General features: G+C 56.8%; 13 protein-coding genes and 1 pseudogene. All 14 read right to left on the bottom strand.

The genetic code is table 11. The features are described 5' to 3' along the window. Positions 1-98 precede the first annotated feature (98 nt). Positions 99-2,846, bottom strand: a complete 2,748-nt coding sequence (locus tag K8U54_RS18915) for a T6SS phospholipase effector Tle1-like catalytic domain-containing protein (RefSeq protein ID WP_249907257.1) — start codon at positions 2,844-2,846, stop codon at positions 99-101. Next, positions 2,831-3,388, bottom strand: coding sequence for a DUF3304 domain-containing protein (locus K8U54_RS18910; protein ID WP_434059959.1), 558 nt, complete (start codon positions 3,386-3,388; stop codon positions 2,831-2,833). The genes K8U54_RS18915 and K8U54_RS18910 overlap by 16 nt, the downstream gene beginning before the upstream one ends. Next, entirely contained in the window at positions 3,373-3,933 is a 561-nt protein-coding gene (locus tag K8U54_RS18905; RefSeq protein ID WP_249907256.1) for a DUF3304 domain-containing protein, read from the bottom strand. The genes K8U54_RS18910 and K8U54_RS18905 overlap by 16 nt, the downstream gene beginning before the upstream one ends. After that, positions 3,918-4,382 carry a DUF3304 domain-containing protein gene (locus K8U54_RS18900; protein WP_249910475.1) on the bottom strand — a complete coding sequence of 155 codons (465 nt, stop codon included), beginning with the start codon at positions 4,380-4,382 and terminating at the stop codon, positions 3,918-3,920. The genes K8U54_RS18905 and K8U54_RS18900 overlap by 16 nt, the downstream gene beginning before the upstream one ends. Positions 4,383-4,462: 80 nt before the next feature. Beyond that, positions 4,463-4,909, bottom strand: coding sequence for a DUF3304 domain-containing protein (locus K8U54_RS18895; RefSeq protein ID WP_249910474.1), 447 nt, complete (start codon positions 4,907-4,909; stop codon positions 4,463-4,465). A gap of 74 nt (positions 4,910-4,983) precedes the next feature. Next, positions 4,984-5,802 carry a DUF4123 domain-containing protein gene (locus tag K8U54_RS18890; RefSeq protein ID WP_249907252.1) on the bottom strand — a complete coding sequence of 273 codons (819 nt, stop codon included), beginning with the start codon at positions 5,800-5,802 and terminating at the stop codon, positions 4,984-4,986. A 16-nt stretch (positions 5,803-5,818) separates the two neighbouring features. Then, positions 5,819-7,888, bottom strand: a complete 2,070-nt coding sequence (gene tssI / locus K8U54_RS18885) for a type VI secretion system tip protein TssI/VgrG (RefSeq protein WP_249907255.1) — start codon at positions 7,886-7,888, stop codon at positions 5,819-5,821. 21 nt (positions 7,889-7,909) lie between these two features. Beyond that, a pseudogene (locus tag K8U54_RS18880) lies at positions 7,910-8,134 on the bottom strand (serine/threonine protein kinase); the annotation flags it as partial. A gap of 138 nt (positions 8,135-8,272) precedes the next feature. After that, positions 8,273-10,873, bottom strand: coding sequence for a T6SS phospholipase effector Tle1-like catalytic domain-containing protein (locus K8U54_RS18875; protein WP_249907254.1), 2,601 nt, complete (start codon positions 10,871-10,873; stop codon positions 8,273-8,275). Then, on the bottom strand, positions 10,858-11,418 hold the full coding sequence (locus tag K8U54_RS18870; RefSeq protein WP_249907253.1) for a DUF3304 domain-containing protein: 561 nt from the start codon (positions 11,416-11,418) through the stop codon (positions 10,858-10,860). Before K8U54_RS18870 ends, K8U54_RS18875 begins: the two co-directional genes overlap by 16 nt. Further along, complete coding sequence (locus K8U54_RS18865) at positions 11,403-11,867, bottom strand: DUF3304 domain-containing protein (protein ID WP_249910475.1); 465 nt, start codon at positions 11,865-11,867, stop codon at positions 11,403-11,405. The genes K8U54_RS18870 and K8U54_RS18865 overlap by 16 nt, the downstream gene beginning before the upstream one ends. Positions 11,868-11,947: 80 nt before the next feature. Beyond that, entirely contained in the window at positions 11,948-12,394 is a 447-nt protein-coding gene (locus tag K8U54_RS18860) for a DUF3304 domain-containing protein (RefSeq protein ID WP_249910474.1), read from the bottom strand. Positions 12,395-12,468: 74 nt separating this feature from the next. Then, positions 12,469-13,287, bottom strand: a complete 819-nt coding sequence (locus K8U54_RS18855) for a DUF4123 domain-containing protein (protein ID WP_249907252.1) — start codon at positions 13,285-13,287, stop codon at positions 12,469-12,471. Between the two features lie 16 nt (positions 13,288-13,303). Next, positions 13,304-15,373, bottom strand: a complete 2,070-nt coding sequence (tssI, locus tag K8U54_RS18850; protein WP_249907251.1) for a type VI secretion system tip protein TssI/VgrG — start codon at positions 15,371-15,373, stop codon at positions 13,304-13,306. Between the last annotated feature and the right edge of the window lie 6 nt (positions 15,374-15,379).

Genomic DNA, 15,379 nt, shown 5'->3' with positions numbered 1-15,379 from the left:
GGCTTTCCTGATACCGGGCCTAGGTCCAAGGGGTGCTTGAACTGGCGACCCCCGGTATCCGTATCACTCATTTATTGGACAACGTGCGGGTTACACCGCTAGCCGATAAGCCCTTTGGCTTCGCCCTTGGCTTGATTCAGCAAACCCGGAGGCTGAGGCCCGTATTTGGCATCGCCCTTGCCCACCAAGTCCACGGCCTGACTCACCAAACCTGCAGGTGGGAGCCCGGTTTTGGCGCCGTCCTTGTCCATCAAGTTCATGGCTTGGCCCAAAAAACCCGGAGACTGGAGCCCAGGCTTGGGATCATCCTTGCCCATCAGGTCCATGGCCTGGCCCAACAAACCGCTCATATCACCGGAGTCCTTGGCTTCTTTGGCGGCCTTTGCTGCTTCGGCCGCGTTGAAGATGGTCTGTAGATCCGGCGTAATGGCGGTTTGCTCGGTGAGCGGTACCGGCAACGGCATGCTGCTGAGCTTGGCCACCACATCGCCTGGATTTTGCGTGAACGCCCGCAGGGACTGCACGCCGTCCATCATTGGCAAAGCGATACCGGTCAATGGATCGAACGCGGTGATCTCTGGGAAATCTGGCAGGCCAACTCTGCCCGTCAGCACAGGTGTCGCCAGCGATGGCAGGAAAAGGCCAAGTAGGTAACGCGGGTTGCGCTTCTTGACCGACAGCCCAACGCTGGCCAGCGCAATGCCCACGCCAACCACGCGCCCGGCTGTTGCCAAGACCGATAGGTTTTTGTTCGATTCGTTGTCGAAGTGAACCAGGCGGATGCGGAAGTAATCGGTAAAAGGCTCGCGCTCTCCAAGAGCAGAAGAATTCATAAACCAGGCACGCGAATCGTGTACCTGCTCGTCGAAAAGCTCGACCAGTGCTTGTTGCCCATTGGCAATAACTCCCGGCCTCACAAACAGCTCGCGATTACGCGCGGTTCCATTCTTGTAAAGCTCGGCATACTCCTGGGCTTCGTCTTCTTCGTTGATAAGATAAACGGTGCCGCCCAACAGCATGTTGATTACGCCACCGATGCTAAAGGTGTCTTCGTCAACGCCCCAGCTACGATCATAATCACGTTTGAACTCGGCAGCGGCACGGCGCAATTGCTGATCGTCGAGCGCAGGCTCGAATGTCTTGTTTGTGTTGATGCGCGAATAAGCGTCGGTGCCCCCGACCAGCTTGAGATCAGCCTCATGCTGTTGCTGTTGTCGTTCACTGAGCACAGGCAGCTCCTTGCCCTGAGCCGCTGCGGAGTTTTCTGCCAGTTTATGGGCATGCAGACGTTTCAGAGCGGCCTGTTGCTCCTTGCTCATGTCCTGCCCTTTCACACGGCTGTAAAAGCCTTGCTTGTCGATACCGCCCGCATAGCGGTCGATACGCCAGGCCGTGATCAGGGCCTGCTCTCGCTTGATTACATCTTCAAGTGAACCTGCCACGGCTTGTTTTTGCCAAGCGTTGAAGCGGGTGACAAGTTGCGGAGTGAAGTCAAACTCGTTTCGAGTCCGACCATCCATCTTCCGCCATTCTTCGACTAAATCTGCCACATCAGCCGTATCCGCCGGCACCTGCAATGGAGCACCAGCAGCGAAGGCCGAACGGTACATATGGTGCAGGGTAATCTGTGACAACAGTTCACCTTGACCACCACGAGCCTTACCCTGATCACCAGGCGGATAACCGCCGCCCACATCGGAATGCATGCCGGGATAGACATACTCCCAAGTGTCCTTGCGATAAACGGATGCTCGGGTGTTGTCGCGCGTCCCGTTAGCGTTTTTCTCCCGGCGGCGAATGGAGTCCAGTGGAAAGCTCGCGCGTTGCTCATGGGCGGAAACTAGATGCACGCAGCGTTTGAGGAACCGACAGTCTTCAGGCAGACCAGTCGGCATACAGGCTTGCTCAGGATCTTCGTCTGGCAAACGCATGGTACCGCTGGCCCAGTCCATATGGCCTGCTGCGAACGGGGCACTGTCGGCAAGGCCTACGGCGGCTACGGTGTCGAACAATCCAAGGAACTCGATGGAGATGGGTAGCCCGGCGAACCGGTATTCGCTGGCTTCACCGTTCTGCTGGCGCGTCAGTTCCATCAGCCAGTTGGCAAAAGTGCGGGCCTGGGCGGCTCCACGGGAAAACCCATAAACATAGAGGCGCAGAGCCAAAATCTCCGGTTTCTTATCGGAACTTTGTCGCTCTTTCAGCACGCCAGCGAGTTGATCCTCGTATGGCTTTATTGCAGCCTTTCGCTTGCGTGCGCCATTCTCCAATAACCCTCCGCTAAGCACGGAAGCAGCCCAATTGGTGCCCATGGCTTCGACCAATGCCTGCGTCTGACCAAGAGAAAGCGGCTCTTGCCCTTCGCTTTTGAGTGTCTCTTTGAGCGCCGCAATTAATCGGGTAAGCCCCCAATTGATTCGGTCTTCACCTCCACGGGCTCCAATCAGACCATTTGAGTCAGGTACATACTCTTTAATTTCCTCAAATACGGTGCCCACTCCTGGGCTGTAATAACGGAAAAAACCGTTATCTACTTTTTCGATACTGGCATGAAGCAGGCGAGCCACATTACTCGTGCATCTAGGGTCAGCAATTGAGTCCGATGGCTCATGGTTATTGGTGCCATCAAAACAAAGACTGATATGCAGAGTTTTAGAGCACGGTTCAGGTACTGCTTCACCTTGCTTTGCAGCGGTATTAATCGATCGGCTCCAAGCTTTTTTCTCGTCTCGTTCCTGAGCCCTTATGTTAAGAAGAACTTCCCATGAGTTGATTGGCAAGCCCGTACGTTCGAATGGTCGTGCAATCAGCACTCCAGCTGGTGCTGGCTTCAAGGTTTGGGACATTCCGTATCCTCCATCTTGGGTGGAAAATTATAGCGATAACTGGGCGTATTGTAGAAAACATTGTCGGCTGAGACTCTGACCTGATCGCAGGGCAGAAAATGTACTTTCAGCGTACCGGCCTCTTTATACTCTGGGATTTGAACTACCATCCGGTGATGGGAGTAATTGGCTTCGTGTTTTTTATAAGATTCTCTGTAAGCGTCGGTTCCAAGAGGTGCCCAGTTCACATAGTCCCTCGGTGCTGGATCTTTCTCCCACTCCACAATAGCCTTCAATCCAGGCCGCCAGTAACGCGGCACCGAGCCACAACAAACCTGTCCACCGCCACCGCTATAAGGGCCTAAATTAGGACCTCCGGCGCCGTTAACGGTAAATCGGTTGATGGCCGCAGATGTATGGTTATAACCCTCAACAGGTGCGCCGAGCATCTCAGACTCTCTGGCCATACAACCACTTACCAGCAATAACACCAGCGGCAAAACAGCAAATGGGTAGAGGCGTATAAAGTTACGCGCAGCCGGTGACTTCAGGCTTTGGGACATTCCTTATCCTCCATCTTGCGTGGAAAGTTATAGGGGTAACCTGGTGTATCGTAAAAAATATTGTCTGCGGAGACCTTGACCTGATCGCAAGGCAAAAAATGAACCTTTAATGTACCGGCTTCTTGGTACTGAGGAATTTCGACGACCATTCGGTGACGAGTATAATGACTACGGTGCTCATCCATGCGTTTATTCCATGCATCAGAATACAAACGCTCAGACCAATTTGCATACCCGTAAGGTGAAGGGTCTTTCTCCCACTCGACGATTGCCCTTAACCCTGGTCGCCAATAGCGCGGTACCGAACTACAGCAAACTTGCTTCCCCCCCCCTTGGTACGGACCAATATTTGGACCGCCGGCACCATTGACGGTAAATCGATTAATAGCCGCAGAAGTATGGTTATAACCCTCAACAGGCGCACCAAGCATCTCGGACTCTCTGGCCATACAACCACTGACCAGCAATAACGCCAGCGGCAAAACAGCAGATGAATAGCGGCGTATCAAGCTACGCGCAGCCGGTGACTTCAGGCTTTTGGACATTCCGTATCCTCCATCTTGGGTGGGAAATTGTAGGGGTAACCAGGATGGCCTGGAACTATAGGAGTGGCGGCGACGCGCACGGTGTCGCAAGGAAGAAAGTGCACGATGAGGGGACTAGGTTTGTCGTACTCATGTATTTCTACAACTGCACGGTGATGAGTGTAGTTGGCCGCATGCCTTTTATAATCATCGGGGTCTAGAGAGCCGTATTTATTGCGTTTAAGTGGCACCGCTGGGAATGGGTTAGGATCCTTCTCCCACTCCACAACGGCTCTTAGCCCTGGCCGCCAATGACGTGGCAGCGAACCACAGCAAACTTGTTTCCCCCCTCCCTGATACGGACCGATATTTGGGCCACCGGCGCCATTAACGGTGAATCTGTTGATGGCCGCGGATGTATGGTTATAGCCCTCAACAGGTGCACCGAGCATCTCGGACTCCCTAGCCATACAACCACTGACCAGCAATAACACCAACGGCAAAGAGGCAAATGGATAGCGGCGTATCAAGTTACGCGCAGCCGGTGACTTCAGGTTCTGGGACATTCCTTATCCTCCATCTTGCGTGGAAAGTTATAGCGATAACTGGGCGTATCGTAGAAAACATTATCCGCCGAAACTCTTACTTGATCACAGGGAAGAAAATGCACCTTCAATGTTCCAGCTTCTTGGTACTGAGGGATATCCACTACCATCCGATGACTGGTGTAATTGGCCGCATGTTTTTTGTAATCATCCGGATCGAGAGAGCCATATTTATTGCGCTTTAGGGGGATAGCTGGCCGAGGATTAGGATCTTTCTCCCACTCCACAATGGCCCTCAATCCAGGTCGCCAGTAACGCGGCACCGAGCCACAACATACCTGTCCACCGCCACCGCTATAAGGCCCCAAATTAGGCCCGCCTGCACCATTGACGGTAAATCGGTTGATGGCAGCGGAGGTGTGGTTATAGCCCTCGACAGGTGCCCCGAGCATCTCGCTCTCCTTGGACACACAGCCGGTTAGCAGTAACGCCACCAATACCGCGCCCGCCACTAAAACTCCGCGACTCACGCCCACACCTCGGCCTCTTGGACAGGCGGCGCGATTGGCGAGTTTTCGGCCAGCCAGTCGCGTATGAAGGTGTCGCGCTGGTCGAGGTCATACACGCCCTCTCGGTTCGCCGCCAACTGCCCGTGCATCAGGTGGCGCATCAACAGTTCCTGCAGCGCCAGGCCGTAGTCCTGCGGCTGCACGCCCCAGCTACGGCGATAGTTTTCTGCAGCGCTCCAGGCGAGCAAGCCGGACGCCTGGGCTCTTGTCAGCCGCAACGTGGGAAGTGGCGATGGCACCTCGGTCGGGCGCATGAGGTTACCCGCCAAGCTGCGAGGCATACGATCACGGTCCTGCCAGTGCCAGGTAATGATCGGCGCGTGAAACCATGCCTGATGAGGATCCAGCGCTTCACTGGTGGGAACCAGCATGCGTGGGTCATAGAAACGCAGCAGTCCACTGCCTCGGCCGTCGTTCCATTCGGCCTGGGTGCAGTGGCTCAGGTGACTGGCAAGCTGGGCAAACGGCCACGGGCTGAGCAGCGCCAGAAGATGCTGATGGGCATTTTTGCTGGCGAGCAATTCGTCGAGCCAGGACCGCTGTTTGAGCTGCTCGGCTCTTATGCGCAACAGGATCGGTCCATCCGCGGCGATGGCTTCTTCCGGAGTGCCCTGTAGAAGCATGGCCCTCTCCGGCGGCTGCTCGATTTCATCGAGGCGCGAAAGCAACGGGTATTGGAGGTTGCTGGCATCGACCAATAGATCGACATGCTGCAGGCCAGCCTCTGCTGCCTGCTCGCCAAGCAGAGTGAGCCAACTGTGGGTTGGGGATTTCATCATCGTTCCTTGAATCTCAACGTGCGACTAGCACTTGGGCTTTGCTTTGCGCGCGACGCAAACACTCTTCACAAACCGCCGGCTGCGGTTTTTCCACACAGTTGCTGGCAACCTCGTCCGGCACTCCGCCAGCCTTGTCTTTATCCGCTGCCCCCGGCAATACAGGTGGCTTGATACCGATACCCGAACCGCTGCCTGGCGAGCCTCCGGCATTCACCCTGACCGTCGGGCCAACCATGGTGATGCCGCTCGGATCCAGCTTGATGAAGCTGCCGCCTGCCTTGACGGTGAGCTCCATGCCCGCCTCGATCACGATCTTTTCGCCGGCCTTGAGGTGGATCTCTCTGCCAGCCTGAGTCAGTTGCGCAGTGCCCAGCTTCACATGCTGGTTCTGGGCGACGGTCAGGTGGTCATCAGTACGCACCTCGACCTTGCGGTCGGCGTGGGTGGTGCGGTGTTCCTCGGCCTTCAGTTCGGTGTAGGTGTTCTTCTCCACAGTGTCGTGGCGTTCGTTGCCGACGCGGATCTTCTGGTCGTGCTCGATGTTTTCATCCCAGTCTTTCTGGGCATGAATGAAGATCTGCTCGGCGCCCTTCTTGTCTTCGATGCGCAGCTCATTGAAGCCGCCACCGCCTGGGGAACTGAGCGTCTTGAATACGGTACGGGTCTTGTTCGCCGGCAGCGGGTACGGAACCTGGTTTTCCTTGTGGTACAGGCAGCCGCTGATCAGCGGCTGATCGGGGTCACCCTCGAGAAAGGTGATAAGCACTTCCATGCCGATGCGCGGAATGGCAATACCGCCGTAGCGATCCCCAGCCCAACCGCTGGAAACGCGCATCCAGCAACTGGTCTTGTCATCCGCCTGGCCTTCTCGATCCCAGTGGAACTGTACCTTTACGCGCCCATATTGGTCGCAGTGGATCTCTTCGCCGGCAGGCCCTGTTACCACGGCCGTCTGGCTACCCAGCACGCGCGGCTTGGGGTGCAGCAGCGCGGGTCGGTACATCACCGCCCAAGGCGTGGCGAGAAAACGGTTGCGGTAGCCCTGGTGGAAATCGTCCTTGTTATTGGTCGTGTCGCTGCTGATGGACTCTTCCAGCACTTGCGGCTGTTTGCCTTCGTGGAAGATCTCGGTCAGCAGCCACAGGTCGTTCCATTCACTGCGCGGGTGTTCGGAAAGCTCCAGGAAATGGCCACTCACCAGGCGGGTCTGATCGCCCCAGCCCTCGGCCTGCTGATAGTCCGCGCGGTGCCTCTCCAGCGCCCGTTGGCTGAGGAACTTGCCACGGGTGCGCTCAACGTAACGGCCGGGGTAATCGTAGTCTTCAAGATCCGGCTCGCTGCTTTCGCCGCTGGGCTTGTAGGCCGCTTCGAGCTGCAGCCTCGGCTTCTCGAAATCGTAGTCGCGGCGCGTGACGCGGCTGGTGCGGGTTTCCAGGCGCAATTTGAAGCCCTTGATAACAGGCTCGTCTGCCACCAGGCCGCTGCCTTGTACATAAGCCGTGGGCTGGCCCAGTTTGGGGAACACGGTCTGGTCATCACCGAACACCAGCAGGTGGCCATCGGCACTGTGCTGGAAGTGGTAGTGAATGCCCTCCTCCTCGCACAGGCGCTGCACGAAATGCAGGTCGCTTTCGTCGTACTGCACGCAGTAGTCGCGCTCAGGGCATGGCTGACTCAGCTGGAAGTTGTAGGCGTTGGCCTTGATGCCATGTTCTTCGAGCACTTGCGCAATGATGTCCGGTGCCGACATCTGCTGATAGATGCGCTGATTGGTGCGGTGCTGCAGGTACTGCAACTGCGGAACGATCGACACCGTGTAGCGGCTCAGCCGCTTACCGGCGTCGCCCTGGGCAACGCGGTAAATCTGGCCGTGAATACCGCTGCCCTGCGGGTCGAACGCCAGGAAAGCCTGCTTGTGCAGCAAACTCTCCAGATCCAGATCGTGATTTTCACTCACCAACTCCAGATCGAAACGATAGGGCTGGCTGACACCCTCGGTGCCCGTGAACGACAACACCTGCAGGTCGCCCGCAAACTCCTTAACGCTCAGGCTGAAGTGTGTTTCGTTAGAAGGATTGAACATCGTGTACTCCCTGTTCGGTTGTCATCCGTTGTGCTGGCCTGTCAGGCGTTTCAGCCAGGACGGCGGAGCGTCCAATGCATCACGCAGTTCCTGGGCAGTGATGGTGCGCTGCGCAGGGTCGAAGGTCAGTGCAGTCTTGAGCGCCGGCCAGCAGCGCCTTGGCAGGTGCATGGGAGCATGCAGCTCACCTTCGAGTTGTGCATCACGCGCCTGGTTGGAAGGTAGGCGGCGAAAGATATTGATGCCCGACGCGATGAAAGCTCTTCTCAACGCGTCGAGCATTACAGGCCTGACGACCTGATTACTGCGCCAGAACCGGCCTAATCCTTATCAGCAACATCAGGCCTATCACTCACCGAACAGCGTACAGGGATACAGCGACACCTAGCCTCTAAGCTCCCCGGCCATCCCCTTGGCTTGATCTAGCCAGCCAGGTGGCGGAAGCCCTGGTTTGGGATCATCCTTACCCATCAAATCCATGACTTGACCCAGCAAACCGCTCATATCACCGGAGTCCTTGGCTTCTTTGGCGGCCTTTGCTGCTTCGGCCGCGTTGAAGATGGTCTGTAGATCCGGCGTAATGGCGGTTTGCTCGGTGAGCGGTACCGGCAACGGCATGCTGCTGAGCTTGGCCACCACATCGCCTGGATTTTGCGTGAACGCCCGCAGGGACTGCACGCCGTCCATCATTGGCAAAGCGATACCGGTCAATGGATCGAACGCGGTGATCTCTGGGAAATCTGGCAGGCCAACTCTGCCCGTCAGCACAGGTGTCGCCAGCGATGGCAGGAAAAGGCCAAGTAGGTAACGCGGGTTGCGCTTCTTGACCGACAGCCCAACGCTGGCCAGCGCAATGCCCACGCCAACCACGCGCCCGGCTGTTGCCAAGACCGATAGGTTTTTGTTCGATTCGTTGTCGAAGTGAACCAGGCGGATGCGGAAGTAATCGGTAAAAGGCTCGCGCTCTCCAAGAGCAGAAGAATTCATAAACCAGGCACGCGAATCGTGTACCTGCTCGTCGAAAAGCTCGACCAGTGCTTGTTGCCCATTGGCAATAACTCCCGGCCTCACAAACAGCTCGCGATTACGCGCGGTTCCATTCTTGTAAAGCTCGGCATACTCCTGGGCTTCGTCTTCTTCGTTGATAAGATAAACGGTGCCGCCCAACAGCATGTTGATTACGCCACCGATGCTAAAGGTGTCTTCGTCAACGCCCCAGCTACGATCATAATCACGTTTGAACTCGGCAGCGGCACGGCGCAATTGCTGATCGTCGAGCGCAGGCTCGAATGTCTTGTTTGTGTTGATGCGCGAATAAGCATCAGTGCCCCCGACCAGCTTGAGATCAGCCTCATGCTGTTGCTGTTGTCGTTCACTGAGCACAGGCAGCTCCTTGCCCTGAGCCGCTGCAGAGTTTTCTGCCAGTTTATGGGCATGCAGCCGTTTCAGAGCGGCCTGTTGCTCCTTGCTCATGTCCTGCCCTTTCACACGGCTGTAAAAGCCTTGCTTGTCGATACCGCCCGCATAGCGGTCGATACGCCAGGCCGTGATCAGGGCCTGCTCTCGCTTGATTACATCTTCAAGTGAACCTGCCACGGCTTGTTTTTGCCAGGCGTTGAAGCGGGCTGTCAGCATGTCACTTACAGCAAACTCGCCGAAAGTATCGGGATCCATCTTGCGCCATTCCTCAAGACCATCTGCTACGGATTCGGGAACCTGTAGCGGTGCACCTGCGGCGAAGGCTGATCGGTACATATGGTGCAAAGGAATCTGCGACAACAGCTCTCCTTGGCCGCCTCGGGCCTTACCTTGATCGCCCGGGGGATAACCCCCGCCTACATCGGAGTGCATACCGGGGTAGACATACTCCCACCAGTGATCTTTGCGATAAGTGGACGCTGCTTTGTCGTTACGCGTCCCATCAGCATTTTTTTCCCGACGACGAATGGAGTCCAGTGGAAAGCTGGCGCGCTGTTCATGGGCGGAAACCAGATGCACGCAACGCTTGAGAAAACCACAATCTTCAGGCAGGCCGGTTGGCATGCAAGCCTGCTCGTCCGGCAAGCGCATGGTGCCGCTTGCCCAGTCCATATGGCCAGCGGCAAAAGGCGCACTGTCAGCCAGACCAACAGCGGCCACGGTGTCGAACAGCCCGAGGAACTCGATGGAAATGGGCAGCCCGGCAAAACGGTATTCGCTGGCTTCACCGTTCTGCTGGCGCGTCAGCTCCATCAGCCAGTTGGCAAAAGTGCGGGCCTGGGCGGCGCCACGGGAAAACCCATAGACGTAGAGGCGCAGGGCGAGAATTTCCGGCTTCTTCTCTGAACTTTGCCGCTCTTTCAGCACGCTAGCGAGTTGATCCTCGTATGGCTTTATTGCAGCCTTGCGCTTGCGCGCGCCATTCTCCAATAACCCTCCGCTAAGCACGGAAGCAGCCCAATTAGTGCCCATGGCTTCGACCAATGCCTGCGTCTGGCCAAGAGAAAGCGGCTCTTGCCCTTCGCTTTTGAGTGTCTCTTTGAGCGCCGCGATTAATCGGGTAAGTCCCCAGTTGATTCGGTCTTCACCTCCACGGGCTCCAATCAGGCCGTTTGAGTCAGGCACATATTCTTTAATTTCCTCAAATACAGTGCCTACTCCTGGGCTGTAGTAACGAAAAAAACCGTTATCTATTTTTTCGATACTGGCATGAAGCAGGCGTGCCACATTGCTCGTACATCTAGGGTCAGCAATTGAATCCGATGGCTCATGATTATTGGTGCCATCAAAACAAAGACTGATATGCAGAGCTTTGCAGCAAGGCTCAGGGACAGCTTCACCCTGCTTTGCAGCGGCGATAGCCGCCTTACTCCAGAGTTTCTTCTCATCTCGCTCTTGGGCCTGAATATTAAGGCGCACTTCCGATGAATCGATTGGTAGGCCTGTACGCTCGTAAGCGCGTGCAATTAGCACGCTAGCAGGCGGCGGCCTCATTGCTTGGGACATTCCTTATCCTCCATCTTACGTGGAAAGTTATAGGGGTAACCTGGTGTGTCGTAAAAGATATTATCTGCGGAGACCCTGACCTGATCGCAGGGCAGAAAATGCACTTTTAAAGTACCGGCTACTTGGTACTGAGGAATATCGACGACCATTCGGTGACGAGTATAGTGACTGCGGTGCTCATCCATGCGTTTATTCCAAGCTTCAGAATAAGGCCGCTCTGGCCAACTGCCGTACCCTCTGGGAGAGGGATCTTTCTCCCACTCCACAATAGCTCTCAAACCAGGTCGCCAGTAACGGGGTACCGAGCCACAACAAATCTGACCGCCGCCGCCACTATAAGGCCCTAAATTGGGCCCGCCTGCGCCATTGACGGTGAATCTGTTGATGGCCGCAGAGGTATGGTTATAGCCCTCAACAGGCGCACCAAGCATCTCGGACTCTCTGGCCATACAACCACTGACCAGCAATAACGCCAGCGGCAAAACAGCAGATGAATAGCGGCGTATCAAGCTACGCGCAGCCGGTGACTTCAGGCTTTTGGACATTCCGTATCCTCCATCTTGGGTGGGAAATTGTAGGGGTAACCAGGATGGCCTGGAACTATAGGAGTGGCGGCGACGCGCACGGTGTCGCAAGGAAGAAAGTGCACGATGAGGGGACTAGGTTTGTCGTACTCATGTATTTCTACAACTGCACGGTGATGAGTGTAGTTGGCCGCATGCCTTTTATAATCATCGGGGTCTAGAGAGCCGTATTTATTGCGTTTAAGTGGCACCGCTGGGAATGGGTTAGGATCCTTCTCCCACTCCACAACGGCTCTTAGCCCTGGCCGCCAATGACGTGGCAGCGAACCACAGCAAACTTGTTTCCCCCCTCCCTGATACGGACCGATATTTGGGCCACCGGCGCCATTAACGGTGAATCTGTTGATGGCCGCGGATGTATGGTTATAGCCCTCAACAGGTGCACCGAGCATCTCGGACTCCCTAGCCATACAACCACTGACCAGCAATAACACCAACGGCAAAGAGGCAAATGGATAGCGGCGTATCAAGTTACGCGCAGCCGGTGACTTCAGGTTCTGGGACATTCCTTATCCTCCATCTTGCGTGGAAAGTTATAGCGATAACTGGGCGTATCGTAGAAAACATTATCCGCCGAAACTCTTACTTGATCACAGGGAAGAAAATGCACCTTCAATGTTCCAGCTTCTTGGTACTGAGGGATATCCACTACCATCCGATGACTGGTGTAATTGGCCGCATGTTTTTTGTAATCATCCGGATCGAGAGAGCCATATTTATTGCGCTTTAGGGGGATAGCTGGCCGAGGATTAGGATCTTTCTCCCACTCCACAATGGCCCTCAATCCAGGTCGCCAGTAACGCGGCACCGAGCCACAACATACCTGTCCACCGCCACCGCTATAAGGCCCCAAATTAGGCCCGCCTGCACCATTGACGGTAAATCGGTTGATGGCAGCGGAGGTGTGGTTATAGCCCTCGACAGGTGCCCCGAGCATCTCGCTCTCCTTGGACACACAGCCGGTTAGCAGTAACGCCACCAATACCGCGCCCGCCACTAAAACTCCGCGACTCACGCCCACACCTCGGCCTCTTGGACAGGCGGCGCGATTGGCGAGTTTTCGGCCAGCCAGTCGCGTATGAAGGTGTCGCGCTGGTCGAGGTCATACACGCCCTCTCGGTTCGCCGCCAACTGCCCGTGCATCAGGTGGCGCATCAACAGTTCCTGCAGCGCCAGGCCGTAGTCCTGCGGCTGCACGCCCCAGCTACGGCGATAGTTTTCTGCAGCGCTCCAGGCGAGCAAGCCGGACGCCTGGGCTCTTGTCAGCCGCAACGTGGGAAGTGGCGATGGCACCTCGGTCGGGCGCATGAGGTTACCCGCCAAGCTGCGAGGCATACGATCACGGTCCTGCCAGTGCCAGGTAATGATCGGCGCGTGAAACCATGCCTGATGAGGATCCAGCGCTTCACTGGTGGGAACCAGCATGCGTGGGTCATAGAAACGCAGCAGTCCACTGCCTCGGCCGTCGTTCCATTCGGCCTGGGTGCAGTGGCTCAGGTGACTGGCAAGCTGGGCAAACGGCCACGGGCTGAGCAGCGCCAGAAGATGCTGATGGGCATTTTTGCTGGCGAGCAATTCGTCGAGCCAGGACCGCTGTTTGAGCTGCTCGGCTCTTATGCGCAACAGGATCGGTCCATCCGCGGCGATGGCTTCTTCCGGAGTGCCCTGTAGAAGCATGGCCCTCTCCGGCGGCTGCTCGATTTCATCGAGGCGCGAAAGCAACGGGTATTGGAGGTTGCTGGCATCGACCAATAGATCGACATGCTGCAGGCCAGCCTCTGCTGCCTGCTCGCCAAGCAGAGTGAGCCAACTGTGGGTTGGGGATTTCATCATCGTTCCTTGAATCTCAACGTGCGACTAGCACTTGGGCTTTGCTTTGCGCGCGACGCAAACACTCTTCACAAACCGCCGGCTGCGGTTTTTCCACACAGTTGCTGGCAACCTCGTCCGGCACTCCGCCAGCCTTGTCTTTATCCGCTGCCCCCGGCAATACAGGTGGCTTGATACCGATACCCGAACCGCTGCCTGGCGAGCCTCCGGCATTCACCCTGACCGTCGGGCCAACCATGGTGATGCCGCTCGGATCCAGCTTGATGAAGCTGCCGCCTGCCTTGACGGTGAGCTCCATGCCCGCCTCGATCACGATCTTTTCGCCGGCCTTGAGGTGGATCTCCCTACCGGCACTGGTCAACTGCGCAGTGCCCAGTTTCACGTGCTGGTTCAGGGCGACGGTCAGATGGTCATCGGTGCGCACCTCGACCTTGCGGTCGGCGTGGGTGGTGCGGTGTTCCTCGGCCTTCAGTTCGGTGTAGGTGTTCTTCTCAACCGTGTCGTGGCGTTCGTTGCCGACGCGAATCTTCTGGTCGTGCTCGATGTTTTCATCCCAGTCTTTCTGGGCATGAATGAAGATCTGCTCAGCGCCTTTCTTGTCTTCGATGCGCAGCTCATTGAAGCCGCCACCGCCTAGGGAACTGAGCGTCTTGAATACGGTACGGGTCTTGTTCGCCGGCAGCGGGTACGGAACCTGGTTTTCCTTGTGGTACAGGCAGCCGCTGATCAGCGGCTGATCGGGGTCACCCTCGAGAAAGGTGATAAGCACTTCCATGCCGATGCGCGGAATGGCAATACCGCCGTAGCGATCCCCAGCCCAACCGCTGGAAACGCGCATCCAGCAACTGGTCTTGTCATCCGCCTGGCCTTCTCGATCCCAGTGGAACTGTACCTTTACGCGCCCATATTGGTCGCAGTGGATCTCTTCGCCGGCAGGCCCTGTTACCACGGCCGTCTGGCTACCCAGCACGCGCGGCTTGGGGTGCAGCAGCGCGGGTCGGTACATCACCGCCCAAGGCGTGGCGAGAAAACGGTTGCGGTAGCCCTGGTGGAAATCGTCCTTGTTATTGGTCGTGTCGCTGCTGATGGACTCTTCCAGCACTTGCGGCTGTTTGCCTTCGTGGAAGATCTCGGTCAGCAGCCACAGGTCGTTCCATTCACTGCGCGGGTGTTCGGAAAGCTCCAGGAAATGGCCACTCACCAGGCGGGTCTGATCGCCCCAGCCCTCGGCCTGCTGATAGTCCGCGCGGTGCCTCTCCAGCGCCCGTTGGCTGAGGAACTTGCCACGGGTGCGCTCAACGTAACGGCCGGGGTAATCGTAGTCTTCAAGATCCGGCTCGCTGCTTTCGCCGCTGGGCTTGTAGGCCGCTTCGAGCTGCAGCCTCGGCTTCTCGAAATCGTAGTCGCGGCGCGTGACGCGGCTGGTGCGGGTTTCCAGGCGCAATTTGAAGCCCTTGATAACAGGCTCGTCTGCCACCAGGCCGCTGCCTTGTACATAAGCCGTGGGCTGGCCCAGTTTGGGGAACACGGTCTGGTCATCACCGAACACCAGCAGGTGGCCATCGGCACTGTGCTGGAAGTGGTAGTGAATGCCCTCCTCCTCGCACAGGCGCTGCACGAAATGCAGGTCGCTTTCGTCGTACTGCACGCAGTAGTCGCGCTCAGGGCATGGCTGACTCAGCTGGAAGTTGTAGGCGTTGGCCTTGATGCCATGTTCTTCGAGCACTTGCGCAATGATGTCCGGTGCCGACATCTGCTGATAGATGCGCTGATTGGTGCGGTGCTGCAGGTACTGCAACTGCGGAACGATCGACACCGTGTAGCGGCTCAGCCGCTTACCGGCGTCGCCCTGGGCAACGCGGTAAATCTGGCCGTGAATACCGCTGCCCTGCGGGTCGAACGCCAGGAAAGCCTGCTTGTGCAGCAAACTCTCCAGATCCAGATCGTGATTTTCACTCACCAACTCCAGATCGAAACGATAGGGCTGGCTGACACCCTCGGTGCCCGTGAACGACAACACCTGCAGGTCGCCCGCAAACTCCTTAACGCTCAGGCTGAAGTGTGTTTCGTTAGAAGGATTGAACATCGTGTA

The organism is Pseudomonas fulva (genome assembly GCF_023517795.1).
Taxonomy (GTDB): domain Bacteria; phylum Pseudomonadota; class Gammaproteobacteria; order Pseudomonadales; family Pseudomonadaceae; genus Aquipseudomonas; species Aquipseudomonas fulva_D.
Note: the sequence above shows the minus strand (reverse complement) of the source record. Positions and strands in the feature narration are given on the sequence as shown.

Coding starts and splice junctions, on each gene's coding strand:
- K8U54_RS18855 (WP_249907252.1), bottom strand. CDS start 13,287: ATGAAATCCCCAACCCACAGTTGGCTCACTCTGCTTGGCGAGCAGGCA.
- K8U54_RS18905 (WP_249907256.1), bottom strand. CDS start 3,933: ATGTCCAAAAGCCTGAAGTCACCGGCTGCGCGTAGCTTGATACGCCGC.
- K8U54_RS18900 (WP_249910475.1), bottom strand. CDS start 4,382: ATGGCTAGGGAGTCCGAGATGCTCGGTGCACCTGTTGAGGGCTATAAC.
- K8U54_RS18890 (WP_249907252.1), bottom strand. CDS start 5,802: ATGAAATCCCCAACCCACAGTTGGCTCACTCTGCTTGGCGAGCAGGCA.
- K8U54_RS18915 (WP_249907257.1), bottom strand. CDS start 2,846: ATGTCCCAAACCTTGAAGCCAGCACCAGCTGGAGTGCTGATTGCACGA.
- K8U54_RS18875 (WP_249907254.1), bottom strand. CDS start 10,873: ATGTCCCAAGCAATGAGGCCGCCGCCTGCTAGCGTGCTAATTGCACGC.
- tssI (WP_249907255.1), bottom strand. CDS start 7,888: ATGTTCAATCCTTCTAACGAAACACACTTCAGCCTGAGCGTTAAGGAG.
- tssI (WP_249907251.1), bottom strand. CDS start 15,373: ATGTTCAATCCTTCTAACGAAACACACTTCAGCCTGAGCGTTAAGGAG.
- K8U54_RS18870 (WP_249907253.1), bottom strand. CDS start 11,418: ATGTCCAAAAGCCTGAAGTCACCGGCTGCGCGTAGCTTGATACGCCGC.
- K8U54_RS18865 (WP_249910475.1), bottom strand. CDS start 11,867: ATGGCTAGGGAGTCCGAGATGCTCGGTGCACCTGTTGAGGGCTATAAC.
- K8U54_RS18860 (WP_249910474.1), bottom strand. CDS start 12,394: ATGCTCGGGGCACCTGTCGAGGGCTATAACCACACCTCCGCTGCCATC.
- K8U54_RS18910 (WP_434059959.1), bottom strand. CDS start 3,388: ATGTCCCAAAGCCTGAAGTCACCGGCTGCGCGTAACTTTATACGCCTC.
- K8U54_RS18895 (WP_249910474.1), bottom strand. CDS start 4,909: ATGCTCGGGGCACCTGTCGAGGGCTATAACCACACCTCCGCTGCCATC.